General features: G+C 71.0%; 20 protein-coding genes and 1 tRNA gene. 9 read left to right on the top strand and 12 right to left on the bottom strand.

Annotation, left to right across the window (positions count from 1 at the left end; genetic code table 11):
• Positions 1–27 precede the first annotated feature (27 nt).
• Positions 28–1674, top strand: coding sequence for a DNA repair helicase XPB (locus GQQ93_RS06425; protein ID WP_157423420.1), 1647 nt, complete (start codon positions 28–30; stop codon positions 1672–1674).
• Between the two features lie 29 nt (positions 1675–1703).
• Here GQQ93_RS06425 and GQQ93_RS06420 read toward each other — a convergent pair whose 3' ends face one another.
• The 4 genes from GQQ93_RS06420 to folE are packed head-to-tail and all read right to left on the bottom strand — an operon-like array spanning position 1704 to position 5254.
• Complete coding sequence (locus GQQ93_RS06420) at positions 1704–2453, bottom strand: pyrimidine reductase family protein (RefSeq protein ID WP_170296139.1); 750 nt, start codon at positions 2451–2453, stop codon at positions 1704–1706.
• The gene (gene folP / locus GQQ93_RS06415; RefSeq protein ID WP_376863119.1) at positions 2450–3376 is read right to left on the bottom strand and encodes a dihydropteroate synthase; all 927 of its coding nucleotides are present in this window, start codon (positions 3374–3376) and stop codon (positions 2450–2452) included. Before folP ends, GQQ93_RS06420 begins: the two co-directional genes overlap by 4 nt.
• On the bottom strand, positions 3373–4617 hold the full coding sequence (locus tag GQQ93_RS06410) for an NAD(P)/FAD-dependent oxidoreductase (protein ID WP_157423418.1): 1245 nt from the start codon (positions 4615–4617) through the stop codon (positions 3373–3375). The genes folP and GQQ93_RS06410 overlap by 4 nt, the downstream gene beginning before the upstream one ends.
• Position 4618: 1 nt before the next feature.
• On the bottom strand, positions 4619–5254 hold the full coding sequence (gene folE / locus GQQ93_RS06405; protein ID WP_157423417.1) for a GTP cyclohydrolase I FolE: 636 nt from the start codon (positions 5252–5254) through the stop codon (positions 4619–4621).
• 87 nt (positions 5255–5341) lie between these two features.
• Between folE and GQQ93_RS06400 the strand changes: the two genes are divergently transcribed.
• From GQQ93_RS06400 to GQQ93_RS06385, 4 genes are all read left to right on the top strand, one after another.
• Entirely contained in the window at positions 5342–6016 is a 675-nt protein-coding gene (locus tag GQQ93_RS06400; RefSeq protein ID WP_212277274.1) for a helix-turn-helix transcriptional regulator, read from the top strand.
• Positions 6017–6072: 56 nt separating this feature from the next.
• Positions 6073–6768, top strand: coding sequence for a response regulator transcription factor (locus tag GQQ93_RS06395; RefSeq protein ID WP_022889907.1), 696 nt, complete (start codon positions 6073–6075; stop codon positions 6766–6768).
• Positions 6769–6799: 31 nt separating this feature from the next.
• The gene (locus GQQ93_RS06390; protein ID WP_157423416.1) at positions 6800–8677 is read left to right on the top strand and encodes a sensor histidine kinase; all 1878 of its coding nucleotides are present in this window, start codon (positions 6800–6802) and stop codon (positions 8675–8677) included.
• Positions 8678–8806: 129 nt separating this feature from the next.
• Positions 8807–9097, top strand: coding sequence for a WXG100 family type VII secretion target (locus GQQ93_RS06385; protein WP_157423415.1), 291 nt, complete (start codon positions 8807–8809; stop codon positions 9095–9097).
• Between the two features lie 123 nt (positions 9098–9220).
• Here the strand turns inward: GQQ93_RS06385 and groL are convergent, their stop codons facing one another.
• From groL to GQQ93_RS06360, 5 genes are all read right to left on the bottom strand, one after another.
• Positions 9221–10840: a chaperonin GroEL gene (gene groL, locus GQQ93_RS06380; protein ID WP_157423414.1), complete on the bottom strand. Its 1620-nt coding sequence runs from the start codon at positions 10838–10840 to the stop codon at positions 9221–9223.
• 153 nt (positions 10841–10993) lie between these two features.
• Complete coding sequence (locus tag GQQ93_RS06375) at positions 10994–12043, bottom strand: DUF3048 domain-containing protein (RefSeq protein WP_157423413.1); 1050 nt, start codon at positions 12041–12043, stop codon at positions 10994–10996.
• A 103-nt stretch (positions 12044–12146) separates the two neighbouring features.
• The gene (locus GQQ93_RS06370; protein ID WP_022889901.1) at positions 12147–12350 is read right to left on the bottom strand and encodes a cold-shock protein; all 204 of its coding nucleotides are present in this window, start codon (positions 12348–12350) and stop codon (positions 12147–12149) included.
• A 206-nt stretch (positions 12351–12556) separates the two neighbouring features.
• Positions 12557–13102: a LytR C-terminal domain-containing protein gene (locus GQQ93_RS06365; RefSeq protein WP_157423412.1), complete on the bottom strand. Its 546-nt coding sequence runs from the start codon at positions 13100–13102 to the stop codon at positions 12557–12559.
• A gap of 27 nt (positions 13103–13129) precedes the next feature.
• Positions 13130–13426: a DUF3263 domain-containing protein gene (locus GQQ93_RS06360; protein ID WP_157423411.1), complete on the bottom strand. Its 297-nt coding sequence runs from the start codon at positions 13424–13426 to the stop codon at positions 13130–13132.
• 206 nt (positions 13427–13632) lie between these two features.
• On the opposite strand from GQQ93_RS06360, the gene msrB reads away from it, so the two are divergent.
• On the top strand, positions 13633–14034 hold the full coding sequence (msrB, locus tag GQQ93_RS06355) for a peptide-methionine (R)-S-oxide reductase MsrB (protein ID WP_157423410.1): 402 nt from the start codon (positions 13633–13635) through the stop codon (positions 14032–14034).
• A 1-nt stretch (position 14035) separates the two neighbouring features.
• Positions 14036–14584, top strand: coding sequence for a nitroreductase family protein (locus tag GQQ93_RS06350; RefSeq protein ID WP_157423409.1), 549 nt, complete (start codon positions 14036–14038; stop codon positions 14582–14584).
• On the opposite strand, the gene GQQ93_RS06345 is transcribed toward GQQ93_RS06350, so the two are convergent.
• The 3 genes from GQQ93_RS06345 to GQQ93_RS06335 all read right to left on the bottom strand — a co-directional run bounded on the left by GQQ93_RS06345 (position 14568) and on the right by GQQ93_RS06335 (position 16737).
• Entirely contained in the window at positions 14568–15635 is a 1068-nt protein-coding gene (locus GQQ93_RS06345; RefSeq protein WP_246192143.1) for a DMT family transporter, read from the bottom strand. The genes GQQ93_RS06350 and GQQ93_RS06345 overlap by 17 nt on opposite strands.
• A gap of 1 nt (position 15636) precedes the next feature.
• Positions 15637–15709: transfer RNA gene (locus GQQ93_RS06340), tRNA-Thr, on the bottom strand.
• 95 nt (positions 15710–15804) lie between these two features.
• Entirely contained in the window at positions 15805–16737 is a 933-nt protein-coding gene (locus GQQ93_RS06335; protein ID WP_157423408.1) for a DsbA family protein, read from the bottom strand.
• Positions 16738–17020: 283 nt separating this feature from the next.
• On the opposite strand from GQQ93_RS06335, the gene GQQ93_RS06330 reads away from it, so the two are divergent.
• Together GQQ93_RS06330 and GQQ93_RS06325 are read left to right on the top strand one after the other, a co-directional pair.
• Entirely contained in the window at positions 17021–18121 is a 1101-nt protein-coding gene (locus GQQ93_RS06330; protein ID WP_157423407.1) for an ABC transporter ATP-binding protein, read from the top strand.
• A 109-nt stretch (positions 18122–18230) separates the two neighbouring features.
• A complete protein-coding gene (locus tag GQQ93_RS06325) occupies positions 18231–19550 on the top strand; it encodes a DUF4032 domain-containing protein (protein WP_157423406.1) in 1320 nt (439 codons plus the stop codon).
• Positions 19551–19649 lie beyond the last annotated feature (99 nt).

Below are 19649 nucleotides of genomic sequence, written 5' to 3'. Positions count from 1 at the left end.
CACCGCACGGGCGTAGACTCGACGGTTATGTCAGACGGCCCCCTCATCGTGCAGAGCGACCGCACCGTGCTCCTCGAGGTCGCGCACCCGCTCGCCGAAGACGCCAGGCACGACCTCGCGGTGTTCGCCGAGCTCGAGCGCGCCCCCGAACACGTGCACACCTACCGGATCACCCGGCTCGGCCTCTGGAACGCCCGCGCGGCGGGCCACGACGCCGAGGACATGCTCGGCACGCTCGAGCGCTACGCGAAATTCCCGGTGCCCCAGACGGTCGCCGTCGACATGCGCGAGACCGTCGGGCGCTACGGCCGCCTCGTGATCGACCGCACCGACGAGGGCGAGCTGCGCCTGCACGGCGACGACGTCGCCGTGCTCACCGAGGTCGTTGGCGCCCGCAAGATCGCGCCGCTCATCGGCGAGCGCGTCGGCGACACGGGCTTCCTCGTCGAACCGTGGGCCCGCGGGCAGCTCAAGCAGGAGCTCGTGAAGCTCGGCTGGCCGGCCGAGGACCTCGCCGGCTACACCCCGGGAACTCCGCACGAGATCGACCTCGAAGAGAACGGCTGGCACCTCCGCGACTACCAGCAGAAGGCGGTCGACAACTTCTTCGAGGGCGGCTCGGGCGTCGTCGTGCTGCCCTGCGGCGCGGGCAAGACGCTCGTGGGGGCGGGCGCGATGGCGACCGCGAAGACGACGACCCTCATTCTCGTCACGAACACCGTGAGCGCCCGGCAGTGGCGCGACGAGCTGCTGAAGCGCACGAGTCTCACCGCCGACGAGATCGGCGAGTACTCGGGGCAGGTGAAGGAGGTCAAGCCGGTCACGATCGCGACCTACCAGATCCTCACCGCCAAGCGGAAGGGCGAGTACGCCCATCTCGCGCTGCTCGACGCCCTCGACTGGGGCCTCGTGGTCTACGACGAGGTGCACCTGCTGCCCGCGCCGGTGTTCAAGCTGACCGCAGAACTGCAGGCCCGCCGGCGACTCGGCCTCACGGCGACCCTGGTGCGGGAGGACGGCCGCGAGGGCGACGTGTTCTCGCTCATCGGCCCCAAGCGCTTCGACGCCCCGTGGAAGGAGATCGAGGCCCAGGGCTTCATCTCCCCCGCGGCCTGCTACGAGGTGCGCATCGACCTCCCGCAGTCCGAGCGGCTCGCGTACGCGGCATCCGCCGACGACGAGCGCTACCGCCTCGCCGCGACCGCGCCGGCGAAACTCGGCGTCGTGCGTGAGCTCGTCGCCCGGCACGCGGGCGAGCGCATCCTCGTGATCGGACAGTACCTCGACCAGATCGACGAACTCGCCGAGGCGCTGGGCGCCCCGCAGCTGACCGGCTCGACGCCGGTCGACGAACGCGAACGGCTCTTCCAGGAGTTCCGCGACGGCACGACACCGGTGCTGGTGGTGTCGAAGGTCGCGAACTTCTCGGTCGACCTGCCCGAAGCGACGGTCGCCATCCAGGTGTCGGGTTCGTTCGGGTCGAGACAGGAGGAGGCGCAGCGCCTCGGCCGGCTGCTGCGTCCGAAGGAGTCGGGGCTCAGCGCCAACTTCTACACGCTCGTCGCGCGCGACACCGTCGACCAGGACTTCGCGCAGAACCGGCAGCGGTTCCTCGCGGAGCAGGGCTACTCGTACACGATCCTCGACGCGCACACCCTCGACCCGGCCGCCTGAGCTCCGCGGTCGCGTCGGGCACGACGGGATCAGCGCGCGCGGGCGTAGCGGAGGAGCAGCAGGTCGCCCGCGGGGATCGCGTGCACGAGCCGCATCGGGCGCGCGTGCTCGTGTCCGCCGGCGATGATGCGACCGGCGTCGCCGGAGACGAGCAGCGGGCTGAGGCTGAGGCACAGCTCGTCGACGGCGTCGACCTCGACGAGCGAGGCGAACAGGTGGGGGCCGCCCTCGCAGAGGATCTGCGGGAGCCCCGCCGCCGCGAGGGCCTCGCGCATGGCGATCGGATCGACGGCCGTGCCGCCGCAGACGAGCACCTCGGCGACCTCGGCGAGCGCGGCGCGACGCACCGGGTCGGATGCCGCGTGCGTGACGACGATCGGACGGGTGACCGCGTCGGCGAAGAAGGGGTGCCCGGGGTCGAGGTCGAGCGCAGAGGAGACGACCGCGAGGCGGGGCTGGTCGGCCAGCCCGTGCTCGCGACGCCAGGCCGCGTTCTCCTCGCGCAGGCGCAGGCCGCCGTATCCCTCGGCACGAACCGTCCCGGCCCCGACGAGCACGACGTCGGCGAGGGTGCGCAGCACCCCCATCGCGAGCCGGTCGGCGTCGTCGCCGAGCCCGCCGCTCCGGCCGTCGAGCGCGACGGCGCCGTCGAGGCTCATCACGAAGTTCATGCGGACGCGCGGCGCCTCGCGGTCGGGCAGGGCGTATGCGACGAGTAGTCCGGCCCGGTCGACGGGGCGGGCCGGTCCGGCGGGCGCCGAGCCCTCGGCCCCGATCACGGCTCCTCGTTCGGGCCGTCGAGCATGTTGTGCTTGAGGTACGCGGGCTCGCGCCATCCCATGATCGCCTCGACCATGCGCGCCGCGTCGACCGACTCGGCGATGTTGTGCATGCGCAGGATGCGCGCGCCCTGCAGCGCGCAGAAGACCGCGGCCGCGATCGAGCCCGCGAGCCGCTCGCCTCGGGGACGGTCGAGGCTCTCGCCGATGAAGTCCTTGTTCGAGACGGCGGCGACGAGCGGGAAGCCGAGTCGCGTGAACTCGGCGAACCGCCGGGTCAGCTCGAGCGTCTGCAGGGTGTTCTTGTTGAGGTCGTGGCCCGGGTCGAGCACGATGCGGGACTCGGGCACGCCTCGAGAGACCGCGAGTGCGACGCGCTGCTCGAGGAACGCCGAGATCTCGCCCACGACGTCGTCGTACTGGGGCCTCGGGAACCATTGCCGCGGCTCCGCCCGGCTGTGCGTGATGACGAGGGTCGCCTCGGAGTCGGCGACCACCTCGGCCAGTGCGGGATCATGCACCCCGGTCGTGTCGTTGACGACGTCGGCCCCGGCCGCGATCGCCGCGGCGGCGACCTCGGCGTGGAAGGTGTCGACGGAGAGCGCCGCCCCCGACCCGGCGAGCGCGGCGACGACGGGCACGACCCGGTCGATCTCCTCGGCGACGGGAACGGCCGGTCCAGGACCGAACTTCGCTCCCCCGATGTCGATCCACGCGGCACCCGCGTCGATCGCGCGGTGCGCGGCGGCGACGGCCGCGTCGAGTCCGAAGGTCGCCCCCCGGTCGTAGAACGAGTCGGGGGTGCGGTTCACGACCGCCATGATCGCGATGGTGCGTCGGAAGTCGACCTCGCGCCCGGCGATCCGGCGCACGGGGTCGGCGAGGTTCGGGTCGGCCCAGCCGGTCGGCAGCGCTCCGGTCACGCGGATGCCTCGGCCACGAGTTCGTCGAGGGGCACCGCCGGGTCGGCCAGGCGCGCCGGATCGATGCGGGCACCCGAGCGGATCAGCCGCTGCACCGCGTCGTTCACGTCCCACACGTTGACGTTCATGCCGGCGACCACCCGCCCGTCGCGCTGCCAGAAGGCGATGAACTCCCGGGCTGCGCGGTCGCCGCGGAACACCGGGTCGACGCGGTCGGCGAGGGTTGCGTAGCCCGAGTACTCCATGCCGAGATCGTACTGGTCGGTGTAGAAGTAGGGGATCTCGGCGTACTCGAGCGACTCGCCCGCGAGCGCGCGGCCCGCGGCCCGGCCCGCGTTCTCGGCGTTCGCCCAGTGCTCGGTGCGCAGGTGCGCCTGGAGGACGGGGTGGTAGACGCTCGCGACGTCGCCGACGGCGTAGACGTCGTCGGCACTGGTGCGGAACGAGGCATCCGCGACGATGCCGTTCTGCACCTCGAGGCCGGCGGCCTCGGCGAGCCCGGTCTCGGGCGCGGCGCCGATGCCGACGAGCACGAGGTCGGCGGGCACGATCTCGCCGGTGTCGAGTTCGACGCCCGTCGCACGCCCCTCGGCGCCGCGGATGCCCACGACGCCGGTCGACATCCGCAGCTCGACGCCGTGCGCCCGGTGCAGTTCGGCGAACACCCCGCCGACGGCCGTGCCGACGGCTGCGGCGAGCGGCACCGCCTCGGGGGCGACCACCGTGACCTCGTCGCCGTACCCGCGTGCCGCGGCGGTCGCCTCGAGGCCGATCCATCCGGCGCCGATCGCGACCATGCGCCGCCCACCGCCCGAGAGCCCGTCGCGGAGCGCGACGGAATCGGCGAAGGTGCGCAGCACGTGCACCCCGGCGAGCTCGCCCCCGGGTGCCCGCCAGCGCCTCGCGCTCGCGCCCGTAGCGAGGAGCAGGCGCGAGTACTCGAGCCGGCGGCCGTCGGCGAGACCGAGTCGGTGCGCCGCGGGATCGAGCCCGGTCGCGCGCACTCCGCGCAGCACCTCGACGCGCTCGTCGGCGTACCACTCCGCCGGGTGCACGTCGACGACGTCCCGCTCGGCGGCGCCGGTCAGGAACTCCTTCGACAGCGGCGGCCGGATGTAGGGCATCGCGTCCTCGCCGGCGACGATCGTGATCTGGCCGGTGTACCCGGCCTGCCTCGCCCCCTCCGCGGCACGTGCGCCCGCGAGGCCGCCGCCGACGATCACGAGTCGTTCGCCCTTCATCTCAGTGCTCCGTTCTGCCGACGCCGCAGCGCTCGAGGAACTCGCGGCGGAAGCGGTCGTCATCGCGCACGACGCCCGCGAGCGAGCTCGTGATCGTGCGCGTGCCGGGCACCTGCACGCCGCGCAGCGACATGCAGAGGTGCTCGGCCTCGATCACCACGCCCACCCCCTCGGGGTGGAGCACCTCGACGAGCCGATCGGCGATCTGTCTCGTCAGCCGCTCCTGCACCTGCAGGTCGCGGGCGTACTGCTCGACGACCCGCGCGAGCTTCGAGAGCCCGATGATCCGGTCGCCGGGGACGTACCCGAGGTGGGCGACGCCGCGGAAGGGCAGGAGGTGATGCTCGCAGAGCGAGTCGAACGGGATGTCCCGGACGACGACGAGTTCTCCGTACCCCTCGCCCGGAAAGGTCGTCGGGGTGAACGGGCGGGGTGTCAGCATCTCGATGTAGGCGTCGGCGACCCGCCTCGGCGTGTCGGCGAGATGCTCGCTCTCGACATCGCGGCCGAGTGCGACGAGCAGGGCCCGCACGGCGTCGGCGGCCGCATCGCGGTCGATCGCGTGCTCCGCCTCCTCGGCGGTGACCGCGTGGAGCCTCGGTACTTCGGCCGCGGCCGCGAACTCGCTCGACGTCATGTTCCCCCTCCGGGCTCCCTGCAGCCGAGGCTAGGCCCGTGAGATTCTTTTGTCAATGATTGCTGCATTTAGAGATACACTCCGATCATGGGCATCGCAGCGATGGGCGACCCCGACGCGATCCGCGCAGTCGGCGCGCTCGCCGACCCGGCGCGACGCCGCGTCTACCGCGTCGTCGCTGACAGCGCCGACGCCGTCGGGCGCGACCACGTCGCCGAAGCCCTCGACCTGCCTCGGAGCACGGCCGCCTTCCACCTCGACCGACTCGTCGAGGCCGGGCTGCTCACGACCGAGTCCCGCCGGCTCACCGGACGCACCGGCCCTGGCGCCGGCCGCCCGGCGAAGCTCTACCGCCGCGCCGAAGGGGAGGTGGCGATCAGCCTCCCGTCACGGCTCTACGAACTCGGCGGACGGGTCATGGCCGAGGCGATCGGCCGGGCCGTCGACGACGGCGTCCCGGTGCGCGAAGCGCTGCACGAGGCCGCGGAACGGGCGGGGCGGGCGCTCGCCGGGGCATCCCCCGACCTCGGCACCGCCCTCGCGGAAGCCGGCTTCGAGCCGCACGACGGCGGCGAATCGGGCGTGACGCTCGGCACCTGCCCGTTCCATCGACTCGCCCTCGAGAACGCGGCCGTCGTCTGCGACCTGAACCATGCGCTCGTCTGCGGCATGGCCCGCTCCACGGGCACCGACCCGGCCATGGTGCTCCTCGACCCGGGTGCAGGCAGCTGCTGCATCCGAGTCGCCGCCCCGCCGCAGTGACCCGCCATCCACACGACTCACAGCCAAGATTCAGCGAACGTCAAGAGAATCGAGACATGAGCGACGGACCTCGCATTCTCATCGTCGACGACGAGCCCAACATCCGCGACCTTCTCACCACCAGCCTGCGCTTCGCCGGCTTCGCGGTGCGCGCCGTCGGCAACGGCGCGCAGACCATCTCGGCCGTGCTCGAGGAGGAGCCCGACCTCATCATCCTCGACGTGATGCTGCCCGACATGAACGGCTTCGGCGTCACCAAGCGGCTGCGGTCCGCAGGCTACACCGCCCCGATCCTCTTCCTCACCGCGAAGGACGACACGGAGGACAAGATCACCGGCCTCACGGTCGGCGGCGACGACTACGTCACCAAGCCCTTCTCGCTCGACGAGATCGTCGCCCGCATCAAGGCGATCCTGCGCCGCACCATGCACGCCGAGGAGGACGCGGTGATCCGCACCGGCGAGCTCACGATGGACCAGGACACGCACGAGGTGCTCGTCGGCGACGTGCCGGTCGAGCTCTCCCCCACCGAGTTCAAGCTGCTGCGCTACCTCATGCTGAACCCGAACCGCGTGCTGTCGAAGGCGCAGATCCTTGACCACGTGTGGGAGTACGACTTCAACGGCGACGCCGGCATCGTCGAGAGCTACATCTCGTACCTGCGCCGCAAGCTCGACCAGCACTCGGCCGAACCGCTCATCCAGACCAAGCGGGGGTTCGGGTACATGCTCAAGTCCTCCTCCAAGCCCTGACTCAGGTTCCGCCGCCTAGACTCGGCCCGCCATGAATCAGACGTTGTTCGAGCGGTGGAACCGCATCTCGCTCCGCACCAAGATCACCGGGGTGACGGTGCTCATGCTGACGCTCGGGCTGCTCGTCTCGGGCATCGGCACGGCCGCGATGCTGCGCTCCTACGTCGAGGACCAGATGGGTTCGAAGCTCGAGGCGATCGCGTCGGGGTCGATGAAGCAGTACTTCGAGATCGACAGCGACAAGCCTCGCGTGCAGACGAACCTCAACCAGCTCGACTTCTCCTCGAAGGACGACGTCTTCGTCGCGATCTACACCGCGAGCGGCGAGTACAAGCGCAACAACTGGGAGAGCGTTCCCGAGGAGCAGTGGCCGGACTTCCCTGAGACGATGACCCAGGCGCAGGTCACCGCCATGAACAGCGGGCATTACCAGACGTTCTCCCTCGACGATGCGAACGGCGACCCCACCTTCCGCGCCGTCGCTGCGCTGATGACGGCCGACTCGCACGGCACGCTCGTGCCGATCGTGATCGCCGTCTCGACGCAGGACACCGAGCGCCTGCTCGCCGTCTACCTCACGATCTTCTTCGGCTTCGGCTTCGGCGTGGTGCTCGTGGGCGCCCTGCTCACCCGCATGCTCGTGACGAGCACCTTCGGCCCGCTCCGTGAGGTCGAGCGCACGGCGGCCGCGATCGCCGACGGCGACTTCAGCCAGCGGCTCGGCGGAGCGACGCCGAACACCGAGGTCGGCCGCCTCAACCGTTCGCTGAACACGATGCTCAACCGCATCGACCGTGCCTTCCGCGACCGTGCCCGCACGATCGACCAGATGCGCCGTTTCGTCGGCGACGCCTCGCACGAACTGCGCACCCCGCTCGTCTCGGTGCGCGGCTACGCCGAGCTCTACCGGATGGGCGCACTGCAGTCGCCCGATGAAGTGGCGCAGGCGATGGACCGCATCGAGAAGGAGGCCATCCGCATGGGCGGCCTCGTCGAAGACCTGCTCGCCCTCGCGCGTCTCGACGAGGCGAAGCCGCTCGAGCTCGCCGAGGTCGACCTCGTGCCGCTCGCCCGCGACGCGGCCCTCGACACGATGGCGGCGCACCCCGGTCGCACCGTCACCGTGATCGCGCCCGAAGAGCTCGGCGAGGCGGAGTCCCCGGCCGACGCACCCGAACTGGTGGTCGAACTCGACCCCGCCGCCCGCGCCGCGGCGACCGGCCCCATCTCGTTCGCCGGCGCCACGCTGGCGCGCCTGCGGGGCAGGCAGCCCAGGAGCGAGCCCTCGCCCGCGGCAGTGGCGCGCAAGGAGGCGCAGGCAGCCCGTCGTGCGGCGACCGCCGCCGCCCAGGCCGCGCGACGCGCCGGACGGCAGAACGCGGCGCACACCGCTCGCGCCGAAGCCGAGGCCGCGGCCGCGGCCAAGGCAGCAGAGCGCACGGCGGCCGCCGCTGCAGAGGCCGCTGCGGCGGCGTCGGACCGTCCCGCTGACGCGACGCCGAAGCCGGTCCGCCGTGCGGTGGTGCTCGCCGAGGAGAACAAGATCCGCCAGGTCATCACGAACCTGATGGGCAACGCGATCCGCTTCACGAACGACGGCAGCCCGCTCGAGATCCGCGTGTCGATCGACGACGCGGCCGAGCGCGCGGTGGTCGAGGTCGTCGATCACGGCGAAGGCATCCCGCCGCAGATCCGCGAGAAGATCTTCCAGCGGTTCTGGCGCGCCGATACCTCGCGCACGCGCGAGACGGGCGGCTCCGGTCTCGGGCTCGCGATCGTCTCCTCGATCGTCGCGGCCCACAACGGCACGGTCGACGTGGTCGAGACGCCGGGTGGCGGGGCGACGTTCCGGGTCATGCTGCCGCTCGCCGGGTCGTCGGCGGCGCCGCAGGCGATCACCGAGGGCTGAGCCGAGCGGTTCCGACCACTCCTCCCCACTTCCGTCGCGGCCTCACCCGGCCGCGGGTGTCCGCCCTCCCAGCTGCCCCGCCCCGACGGCCGAATAGCGTGTGGGCACACCGAACGAAGGGATGCCCACATGACCAGCTACCACGTCGACGCCGAACAGGTCGCCGCCGCCACCCAGACCGCGCAGAGCACGATCGGGCGCATCCAATCCGACGTGCAGGCGCTGCTCTCGCAGCTCACCGGACTGCAGTCGTCGTGGTCGGGCCAGGCCTCGAGCGCGTTCCAGGGGGCCGTCTCCGACTGGCGGACCACGCAGCTGCAGGTCGAGCAGAGCCTTGTCGGGCTCAGCCGCGCGCTCGGCATCGCCGCGACGCAGTACACCGAGGCCGAGCAGGCGAACGCGCGACTGTTCCTGCGGTGAATCACATCGGGCACCGCTGCCGGTGGCCGGTCGGCAAGACTGGTGCGATGACGACGCCCGCACACGACGAAGGGCGCCTCCCGGAGGAGACGCCCTTCGCGCGATCGTCTGTCGCGGACCTGCTTAGAAGTCCATGCCACCCGTGGGGTCGCCGGCCGGAACCGGGTTCTTCTCGGGCTTGTCGGCGACGACGGCCTCGGTGGTGAGGAAGAGACCGGCGATCGACGCGGCGTTGAGCAGCGCGGAGCGGGTGACCTTCACCGGGTCGTTGATGCCGGCAGCGAGCATGTCGACGTACTCGCCGGTCGCGGCGTTGAGGCCCTGGCCGACCGGGAGGTTGCGCACGCGGTCGACCACGACGCCCGGCTCGAGGCCGGCGTTGAGGGCGATCTGCTTGAGCGGGGCGTCGATCGCGACGCGCACGATGTTCGCACCGGTCGCCTCGTCGCCCGTGAGGTCGAGCTTCTCGAACGCGGTCTTGCCGGCCTGGATGAGCGCGACGCCACCACCGGCGACGATGCCCTCTTCGACGGCGGCCTTCGCGTTGCGGACCGCGTCTTCGATGCGGTGCTTGCGCTCCTTGAGCTCGACCTCGGTCGCCGCACCCGCCTTGATGACGGCGACGCCGCCGGCGAGCTTGGCGAGGCGCTCCTGGAGCTTCTCGCGGTCGTAGTCGGAGTCGGTGTTGTCGATCTCCTTGCGGATCTGCGCGACGCGGCCGGCGATGGCCTCCTCGTCACCGGCACCCTCGACGATGGTCGTCTCGTCCTTGGTGATGATGACCTTGCGGGCCTGACCGAGCAGGTCGAGGGTGACGTTCTCGAGCTTGAGGCCGACCTCCTCGGAGATGACCTGGCCGCCGGTGAGGATCGCGATGTCCTGGAGCTGCGCCTTGCGACGGTCGCCGAAGCCGGGGGCCTTGACGGCGACAGACTTGAAGATGCCGCGGATCTTGTTGACGATCAGCGTCGCGAGCGCCTCGCCGTCGACGTCCTCGGCGATGATGAGCAGCTGCTTGCCGGTCTGGATCACCTTGTCGACGATGGGCAGCAGGTCCTTGATGTTCGAGACCTTGCTGTTGACGATCAGGATGTAGGGGTCTTCGAAGACCGCTTCCTGGCGCTCGGGGTCGGTCACGAAGTAGGCCGACAGGTAGCCCTTATCGAAGCGCATGCCCTCGGTGAGCTCGAGCTCGGTGCCGAAGGTGTTCGACTCCTCGACGGTGACGACGCCCTCCTTGCCGACCTTGTCGATCGCCTCGGCGATGAGCGCACCGATCTGCTCGTCGGCGGCCGAGATCGAGGCCGTGGCGGCGATCTCTTCCTTCGTCTCGACGTCCTTCGCGTTCGCGAGCAGCTCGGCCTCGACGGCCTGGACGGCCTTCTCGATGCCGCGCTTCAGCGAGATGGGGTCGGCGCCTGCGGCGACGTTGCGGAGGCCCTCGCGGACGAGCGCCTGGGCGAGCACGACCGAGGTCGTGGTGCCGTCACCGGCGACGTCGTCGGTCTTCTTGGCGACCTCCTTGACGAGCTCGGCACCGATCTTCTCGTACGGGTCGTCGAGCTCGATCTCCTTGGCGATCGAGACGCCGTCGTTCGTGATCGTGGGGGCGCCCCACTTCTTCTCGAGCACGACGTTGCGACCGCGCGGGCCGAGGGTCACCTTGACGGCGTCGGCGAGCGTGTTGAGGCCACGCTCGAGGCCGCGGCGGGCCTCCTCATCGAAAGCAATGATCTTTGCCATGTGTGTTTCTCGCCCCTTCTCGGACGTCTTCAAAGATTCGTGATTAGCACTCAAATCGCGTGAGTGCTAAGACGATTCTGGCACTCGACTGCCACGAGTGCAAGCGAGCCCGATGCCCTCGGCGCACGCCGAGCGCGAACAGCGCGGGCCCCGTCAGGGCGTGAACGACGCTCTGCCTCTCTCGGGCAAGAGCTCGATCCAGGTGTTGCCGGGGGCGAGCCGCAGGGGTGAGGCGTCGTCGGCTGTGAGCTCGATCGGCGAGGCCGCCGCATCCTTCGCCCACGTACCGTGCGCGGTGCGCCCGCCGACCGACACCCAGGCCTCCCCCGAACCGATGAGCACCGTCTTCGGCACCTCGCCGTACCGCCAGTCGATGCCGACCTCGAGCGTCACCACGTTGGTCGCGCGCACACGCGCGCCGCCCGCCTCGAGATCCGCGACCCCCTCCTGTGAGCGCAACCACGACGAGGAGCCGGCGTCCCAGTCCCACGACGGCGAGCGCCCCTCCGAGAACACCAGCGCGATGCGCGACGTCGGTGCGGCGGCGAGCGCCGGATCGGCGAGCGGATCAGCCGTGCCGTAGTCGAAGAGCACGGGCGGCGGCGCGAGCTTCGCGTTGCGCGCCATCGTTTCGGCGGCGTCCAGGATCACGTCGTGCGGGCCCGGCCGCTCGTCGGCGCGCGAGAACAGGCCGGTCTCGTCGAGGTCGAAGACGACGTTGACGAGCGGGGTCGCCATCATCATGGCGACGAACTGGTCCTGCCCGCCCGAGTACGCGATCACGCCACCGAGCGGCGAGGCGATGTCGGGGTCCATCGGACGGATGGAACGCACCGGTCCGATGTCGTCGGGGAGGTCGGAGTGCCAGACCGCGAGGTAGCGGGTGAGGCCGCCCTCCACGAGTTCCTCGAACACGAGATCGGTGCGATTCAGCGCGATCTGGGGCCGCGCGTCTTCGTGGTTGTCGATCTTGGCGGCGAGCGAGGGATGCGCCGGCGCGGCCGGGTCCGTCGACGTGCCCCGGAGCGGGGAGAACGCCACGGCGAGCGGCTGCGAGCTGCCCACCGGTCGGGCCTCGGCGCTCGGTTCGGGCGTCGGCTCGGGCGGCGCCTGCTGGCAGCCCGCGACGAGCAGCGCCGCAGCTGCGACGGCGGCGAATGCGAACCCTCGCCGCTGAAAGTTCGCTCGGACCCCCGTGGCCATAGCCACATGGTAGCGATGCGCGGGGAGCGTCGTCCTGCGATCTCCCCTGACACGCCGAACGCACCGTCGGAGGGGCGACGGCGCGTTCGGAATTCGCGTGCGCTCAGGCGGGACGAACGGCTTCGGCCTGCGGCCCCTTCGACCCAGTGCCGACCTCGAAGACGACCTGCTGGCCCTCTTCGAGCACCTTGTACCCGGCCATGTCGATGGCGGAGTAGTGGACGAAGACGTCTTGGCCGTCTCCGTCGACGGTGATGAACCCGTATCCCTTTTCAGCGTTGAACCACTTGACGGTTCCGTTCGCCATTCGTTGCTCCCATGTTGCGGTGTGTGGATCAGCACCTGCCTGTCGCCTGTACCGGGTCGCCCTCGACGCGGGCGAACGAGGCACCTGAGGTGCCGGACGTGCACACGGGCTCGGGCGACCAACTCCAGATAGTCACACCGCGCCGCCCGGACGCAAGGGGGTGCGCGTCACGAATGGTCGCAGAATGGCAACGATCTTCGCCCGGCTCAGCCGGCCGCGGCCTCCGCGTAGTCCGAACCGAGCACGAGCACCAGCGGCGTTCCCGTCTCGGCGAAGGTCTCGGAGAGGCGCACGTCGGCCTCGGGCAGCAGCGTCGCGACGCCGCGCGCGGCGCCCTCGAGATCGGGCGTCGCGTAGTAGACCACGGTGTCGGTGAGGTCGTTCGCGCTCGCGTTCGCGGTGGCGTCGACCGGGACGCCGCCGGCGGTGAGCGCCTCGGCGGCCTTGGCCGCGAGCCCGGCGGTGCTGGTGCCGTTCAGCACGGTCACCTTCACCTCGGGCGAGATCGTCGGCTCCGCGGTCGCCGTCGGCACGGGCGTGGACGCCGGGTCGGGACCGCTCGCGGCGTTCAGCCGGTCGTTGAAGACCATGACTCCGGCGATGCCGACTCCGGCGAGCGCCACGGTCGCGAGCGCGGCCCAGCCGAACCGGATCCATCGCGCCCCACGACGCGCGGGCGCTCGGTGTGCGCCGACGCGGTCGATGCCGTGCGGGATCGTGTCGAAGCGATCGCGAGGGAACTTCTGCGCCATGTGATCCAGATCGGGTCGGGGCCGGGCTCAGTCGAGCGGTCGGCCGAGGGGAATCGAACGGCTGGAGCGCGCCGCCCGGCGTGCCGAACGCATCCGCTGCAGTCGCTTGACGAGCATCGGATCGTGGCGGAGCGCCGCCGGCGAGTCGATGAGCTCGCCGAGAATCCGATAGTAGCGGGCGGCCGAGATGCCGAACTCATCGCGGATCGCCTCGGCCTTGCGGGCGGGCTGCTGCCATGTGCGCGACTCGAACGCGAGCACTCGGAGCTGGCGGTCATCGAGGCCGACGACGTCGGGACGGTCCGGCACGCGCTCTGCGCTCATGCGTTCCTCCCGTCACGGCGGTCGACGCACCACCTGCAGCACATACTAGGGAACGCCCGCCGAGAGTGCGCCGAGTGGTCGCGGCGTGTGCCGTCGGCCGGAACAGACGGCCGCCGCACGGTGTTGCATCCGTTGCGGCCGCAGCCATCGTGCGGCCGAGCTGAGACGATTGAACCCGTCGACCGCGACCCCGAGAGGAGCACCCCATGTCCTACCCCGTGAACAAGAGCGATGCCGAGTGGCGAGCCGAGCTGGGCGACGAGCAGTACTCGGTGCTCCGCGAGGCCGCGACCGAGCGCCCCTGGACGGGCGAGCTGCTCGACGAGGAGCGCGCCGGCGTCTACAACTGCGCGGCGTGCGGTGCCGAGCTCTTCAAGAGCGGCACGAAGTTCGACTCGGGCTGCGGCTGGCCGAGCTTCTACGAATCGGTGCGGCCCGAGGCGGTCGAGCTCATCGAGGACCGCACGCTCGGCATGGTGCGCACCGAGGTGCGCTGCGCGAGCTGCGGCTCGCACCTGGGGCACGTGTTCCCCGACGGTTTCGGCACCCCGACGGGAGACCGGTACTGCATGAACTCGCTCGCCCTCGGCTTCACGCCCGAGTCCTGAGGTGGCGTCGGTTCGCGATGCGGCGATCGCCCGGCGTTCGGCACCGAAGGTGACGGATGCCGCGCCCGACGATGCCGAGCTCCTCGAGCTGCTCGGCGTCGCCGAGCGGGTCGCCGACCATGCCGCCCTCCGTCCGTGGCGCACGATCGCGCTGCGGGGAGCCGCCCGCGAGCGGCTCGGCGCGGCGCTCGTCGCCGCGTCGGGCTTCGAGGGCGACGCCGCCGTGAAGCTCGCGGCCAAGCCTCTGCGGGCACCGCTCGTGCTCGCGCTCGTGCTCTCGCCGCGGTTCCACCCGAAGGCCCCCGAGTGGGAGCAGCTCGTCGCCGCCGCAGGTGTCGGGCACCTGCTGAGCCTGCTCCTCGACGAGGCCGGCTGGGGCGTCATGTGGCGCACCGGGCCGTTCACGAGGAATCCCCTCGTCGCCGAGATGCACGGGCTCGCCCCCGGCGAGCAGCTGCTCGGCTGGCTCTACGTGGGCGGGCGGCCCGAAGGCAGGCGTCCCGGGCGTCCGTCCGAGCGACCGGCACCGCGATTCAGCTCGATCGACTGACGGCGTCGCCGTCGCCCGGCTCGGGCGCACGGTGCCGGTGGCGCGACCACCGGATCGACGCGACCGCGACCGCGATGACGGCGAGCACGGTGCCGCCGATCGTGGCGCCGTCGACCGGGCGACCGGTGGGCAGCAGCAGGTCGAGGGCGAGCGCCCCCGCGAGCTGGCCGGCGACGCCGCAGAGGGCGAGCAGCAGCACGCCGATGACGCGGACGACGAGCGCCTGCCCTGCGATGAAGATGCAACCGATCGCGCCGCCGAGATAGAGCCACGGCTCCGTCGGCAGGCGCTCGGGCCATCCCGCGATCGCGGCGTGGCCGAGCATGACCACCACGAGCGCCGCGGTTCCGACGAGGAAGTTGCCGAACGCCGCGGTGAGCGCGCTGCCCGCCTCGGCCTTCACCCGCCCGTTGACGGCCTGCTGCCACCCGACGCCGAGCCCGGCGACGAACGGGAACAGCATCACGAGCAGCGGCACGTCGTGCGCGAGCTGCGCCGACACCGCCCAGCCGATCGCGACGAGCGCGAGCAGCGCACCGAGCACGCGCATCGGCGTGAGCGGGCGCCGGCCGCCCGGGCCGAGCCCGATCAGGTCGAAGACGATGCCGCCGATGGTCTGGCCCGCGACGATCGCGACCGTGAACATGGCGACGCCGAGCACGCCGGCCGAGAGCCCCTGGGTGACGACGAACCAGGCCCCGGCGAGCCCGCCGAGCACCATCCACCAGGCGAGGCGCCCGGCGCGAAGGCCCGCGAGGACCCGCGCGATCCCGTCTCTGCCGGGCCGCCAGACCGCGAGCGCGACCGTCAGGATCACGAGGCCGGTGCCGAACGAGATCGCCGCCGCCGTGTAGGGGTCGTCGAGTTCGGCGGCGAGCTGGCCGTTGATGCGCGACTGGAGCGCGGTGCCCGCGCCGAACACGATCGCGAGCACGACGGCGATCCAGAGCGGCATGCGCGTGCGCTCGACATGCGGGTGGACGTGCGCGTGACGATGGCCGGGGTGCTGCGGTTCGGCGTTCGACGGTTCGCCGGAGATGAATTCGGTCAAGAGCCGGCTACGGGACTCGAACCCGTAACCACCGCTTTACAAGAGCGGTGCGCTACCAATTGCGCCAAGCCGGCGGGGAGGGCTGTGGCCCCGTCGGATCATCCTACCCGGGCCTCCCCGACGACGAAGGCCCGGCGCGAACGCCGGGCCTCGTCGGGATGGATCGCGACTACGACGCGGGCGTCGGGGTGGGGGTCGGCGACGGGGTCGAGGTCGACTCCGAGAACGCCTCGCCCGTGGCCTGCAGCACGAACGACTGGAACTCGGCCGGGTCGGTGAGCGAGCCCACGTACTGCTTGCCGTTCACGAGCACGGTCGGGGTGCCCTTGATCGACGGGAGGTCGGAGTTCGGCACGGGCTGCGTGAGGGCGCGCTCGGTCGCGTTGTTCACCCAGCCGTAGAACTCCTTCGAGTCGATGCAGCTCTCGATCGTGCCGACCGAGGAGGCCCCCGCCTCCTTCACGAAGCCCTTGATCTCGTCGTTCGTGAGACCGGTCGTGCCCTCCTCGGGCTGGTTCGCGAAGAGCAGTGCGTTGAAGTCGAAGAACGACTCGGGCGAGGTGTCGGCCACGCACGCGGCGGCGTTCGCCGCACGCAGCGAGTACTGGGTGCCCGCCGACTTGTTGGTGAGGATCGCGAGCGGGTGCGTCTCGAGGGTGGCCGCCCCCTGCTCGACCATCGTGCGGATCGTGTCGCCGTTCGTCGTCTCGAACTGGCCGCAGAAGGGGCACAGGTAGTCGACGTAGACGACGATGTTCGCGACCGTGCCGCTGTCGTCCTGCTCGGTCGGGATCGGGTCGGCGTCGGCGGGGAGCGACTTCGTCTCGACCGGGGTGGCGACGCCGTCGACCCCGGTGAGCAGGATGCCGTTGCTGGCCATGTTGGCGGGACCGGGGCCGGCGGGCTTCATGTTCTGCACGACGACGCCGATGACCAGGCCGATCACGAGGACGACGGCGACCGTGACGCCGCCGACCAGGAGGAACTTGTTGCGGCGCTCCCGCTTCTTCTGCGCTTCGCGCAGTTCCCTGGCCTTCTCGCGCGCGGCTTCGCGCTGCTGGTTACGGGTGGGGCGTGGCTGGTTCGATCCGCCGTTGCTCATCGATGGTCACTCCGGTCGCTGTGTGGGCGCGCGCGAGTGCAGGCGCACGCAATGACGATAGTAGGGACGATGGCTGGGAATCACCCAAACGGGCACTGAACGCGACCTCCACCCGCCCCGGGTCGCGGCTGCGAGGATGCCCCGAGGCCGGCGTCGGGGCATCCGCACCGTGGTCGGGGGGGCCTGTTCGCACGTGCGATACTGAGGAGGCGTCGATGTCGACGCGCTTCCATTCACTACGGATCGTCCGGCACGTACCTGCCGGTGAAGGAGAGTCACCACCATGGCGTCAGTCACGTTCGACAAGGCCACCCGCCTGTACCCGGGCGGCACCCGCCCCGCGGTCGACCAGCTCGACCTCGAGATCGCCGACGGCGAGTTCCTCGTGCTCGTCGGCCCGTCGGGTTGCGGCAAGTCCACGTCGCTCCGCATGCTCGCGGGCCTCGAAGAGGTCAACGACGGCAACATCTTCATCGGCGACCGCAATGTCACCGATGTCCCCCCGAAGGACCGCGACATCGCGATGGTCTTCCAGAACTACGCGCTGTACCCGCACATGACGGTCGCCGAGAACATGGGCTTCGCGCTCAAGATCGCCGGCGTAGGCAAGGAGGAGCGCGCCGCGCGCGTGCTCGAGGCGGCCAAGCTCCTCGACCTCGAGCCCTACCTCTCGCGCAAGCCGAAGGCGCTCTCGGGCGGTCAGCGTCAGCGCGTCGCCATGGGCCGCGCCATCGTGCGCCAGCCCCAGGTCTTCCTCATGGACGAGCCGCTCTCGAACCTCGACGCGAAGCTCCGCGTGCAGACCCGTACCCAGATCGCGTCGCTGCAGCGCCGCCTCGGCGTCACGACCGTCTACGTCACGCACGACCAGACCGAGGCGCTCACCATGGGCGACCGCATCGCCGTGCTGAAGGACGGCCTGCTCCAGCAGGTCGGCACCCCGCGCGACCTCTACGAGAAGCCGCAGAACGTGTTCGTCGCCGGCTTCATCGGCTCGCCCGCCATGAACCTGTTCCACGCCGACCTCGTCGAGGGCGGCGTCAAGTTCGGCACCGCGACCGTGCCGGTCGACCGCGACGTGCTCGCCGAGGCCACCGGCTCGCTCGCCACCATCGGCGTCCGCCCTGAAGACATCGTCGTGTCGTCGACCCCGGGCGAGGGCCTCGAGGTCGACGTCGACCTCGTCGAGGAGCTCGGCGCAGACGGCTACCTCTACGGCCACTCGACGGTCGAGGGCAAGCGCACCGACATCGTCGCGCGCGTCGACGGCCGTGCGCACCCGAACGCCGGCGAGAAGGTCTACCTCACCGCGACGCCGAACCACGTGCACCTCTTCGACGCCGAGTCGGGCGACCGCCTCGGCAACAAGGCCGTCGTCAGCTGACCTCGCGCCTCATGACGATCGATGCCGGTCGGGCGATTCGCCCGGCCGGCATCGCCGTCTTCCGGGGCCGTCCCCGAGGCCTCCGCCCGTCTTCTGGAAGGATCGAACCATGAGCGGTTCCCTCTCGATCACCTCGGCCATGGCCGACCCGGCCCTCCTCGACCTGCCGTGGAACCTTCCGCTCGAGTCGTGGCCGAGCGACACGATCGCCGCCCTCCCGAAGGGCATCTCCCGCCACCTGGTGCGCTTCGCCCACCTCGGCGGGCACGTCGTCGCCATCAAGGAGACCACCGCCGAGATGGCGAAGGGCGAGTACGAGATGCTGCGCACCCTGCAGCGCCTCGAGATCCCCTGCGTCGACCCCGTCGCCGTCATCACGAACCGCAGCGACGACGAGGGCGAGGAGTTGAAGCCCGTGCTCGTCACCCGGCACCTGCGCTTCTCGCTGCCGTACCGCGCGCTCTTCTCGCAGACGCTGCGCCCCGACACCGCGACCCGCCTCGTCGACGCGCTCGCGGTGCTGCTCGTGCGCCTGCACATCGTCGGATTCTTCTGGGGCGACGTGTCGCTCTCGAACACGCTGTTCCGCCGCGACGCGGGCGCCTTCGCCGCGTACCTCGTCGATGCAGAGACGGGCAAGCTCTACGAGGGCGGCCTCTCGAACGGGCAGCGCGAGAACGACCTCGAGATCGCCCGCGTGAACATCGCCGGCGAGCTCCTCGACCTCGAGGCCGGCGGCAAGGTCGCCGACGAGCTCGACCCGGTGCGCATCTCGAACGGCATCGTCGAGGCGTACCGCAGCCTCTGGACCGAGCTCACGGGTTCCGAGTCGTTCTCCTCGGCCGAGCGCTGGCGCATCAACGAGCGCGTCAACCGCCTGAACGAGCTCGGCTTCGACATCGAAGAGCTCGCGATCAAGACGGATGCCTCGGGCACGACCGTGCGGATCCAGCCGAAGGTCGTCGACGCGGGCCACCACCAGCGCCGGCTCCTGCGACTCACCGGCATCGACGCCGGCGAGAACCAGGCCAGGCGACTGCTCAACGACCTCGACTCGTACCGCGCCGCCTACGGCAAGGCCGAGCTCGACGAGGAGATGGTGGCGCACGAGTGGCTCATGCGCGTGTTCGAACCCGTCGTGCGGGCGATCCCGCTCGAGCTGCGGGGCAAGCTCGAGCCGGCCGAGGTGTTCCACCAGCTGCTCGAGCACCGCTGGTTCATGGCGCAGCAGGCCGGGCACGACATCCCGCTCGCCGAGGCCGTGAGCTCGTACATCAACACCGTGCTGCGCCACCGGCGCGACGAGGCCACCATGATCGACCCGCCGACCGGCTCGGTCACCGCCGTGATCGAGGTCGTGCCGACCGAGACCGCGGCGATGAGCGCGGTCGACCCCGATGACGACGACGACTGGCGCCTGAAGGTCTGATCGCGGCCGCGGGGGGGGCCCGCGGGGGGGGGACCCCCCCCCCCCCCCCCCGGGGGGGGGGCTTGCCCCCCCGCGCGGGGCTGCGCGATCTCGGAGATG

The sequence above is a fragment of the Agromyces lapidis genome, assembly GCF_009749405.1.
GTDB classification, from domain to species: Bacteria; Actinomycetota; Actinomycetes; order Actinomycetales; family Microbacteriaceae; genus Agromyces; species Agromyces lapidis.
Note: the sequence above shows the minus strand (reverse complement) of the source record. Positions and strands in the feature narration are given on the sequence as shown.

Bases quoted from the DNA above. Each gene is read 5' to 3' on its own strand.
- groL (WP_157423414.1), bottom strand. From the start codon at position 10,840: ATGGCAAAGATCATTGCTTTCGATGAGGAGGCCCGCCGCGGCCTCGAG.
- GQQ93_RS06330 (WP_157423407.1), top strand. From the start codon at position 17,021: ATGGCGTCAGTCACGTTCGACAAGGCCACCCGCCTGTACCCGGGCGGC.
- GQQ93_RS06325 (WP_157423406.1), top strand. From the start codon at position 18,231: ATGAGCGGTTCCCTCTCGATCACCTCGGCCATGGCCGACCCGGCCCTC.
- GQQ93_RS06375 (WP_157423413.1), bottom strand. From the start codon at position 12,043: ATGGCCACGGGGGTCCGAGCGAACTTTCAGCGGCGAGGGTTCGCATTC.
- GQQ93_RS06365 (WP_157423412.1), bottom strand. From the start codon at position 13,102: ATGGCGCAGAAGTTCCCTCGCGATCGCTTCGACACGATCCCGCACGGC.
- GQQ93_RS06395 (WP_022889907.1), top strand. From the start codon at position 6,073: ATGAGCGACGGACCTCGCATTCTCATCGTCGACGACGAGCCCAACATC.
- GQQ93_RS06370 (WP_022889901.1), bottom strand. From the start codon at position 12,350: ATGGCGAACGGAACCGTCAAGTGGTTCAACGCTGAAAAGGGATACGGG.
- GQQ93_RS06360 (WP_157423411.1), bottom strand. From the start codon at position 13,426: ATGAGCGCAGAGCGCGTGCCGGACCGTCCCGACGTCGTCGGCCTCGAT.
- GQQ93_RS06425 (WP_157423420.1), top strand. From the start codon at position 28: ATGTCAGACGGCCCCCTCATCGTGCAGAGCGACCGCACCGTGCTCCTC.
- GQQ93_RS06410 (WP_157423418.1), bottom strand. From the start codon at position 4,617: ATGAAGGGCGAACGACTCGTGATCGTCGGCGGCGGCCTCGCGGGCGCA.
- GQQ93_RS06400 (WP_212277274.1), top strand. From the start codon at position 5,342: ATGGGCATCGCAGCGATGGGCGACCCCGACGCGATCCGCGCAGTCGGC.
- GQQ93_RS06335 (WP_157423408.1), bottom strand. From the start codon at position 16,737: ATGAGCAACGGCGGATCGAACCAGCCACGCCCCACCCGTAACCAGCAG.
- GQQ93_RS06390 (WP_157423416.1), top strand. From the start codon at position 6,800: ATGAATCAGACGTTGTTCGAGCGGTGGAACCGCATCTCGCTCCGCACC.
- folE (WP_157423417.1), bottom strand. From the start codon at position 5,254: ATGACGTCGAGCGAGTTCGCGGCCGCGGCCGAAGTACCGAGGCTCCAC.
- GQQ93_RS06385 (WP_157423415.1), top strand. From the start codon at position 8,807: ATGACCAGCTACCACGTCGACGCCGAACAGGTCGCCGCCGCCACCCAG.
- msrB (WP_157423410.1), top strand. From the start codon at position 13,633: ATGTCCTACCCCGTGAACAAGAGCGATGCCGAGTGGCGAGCCGAGCTG.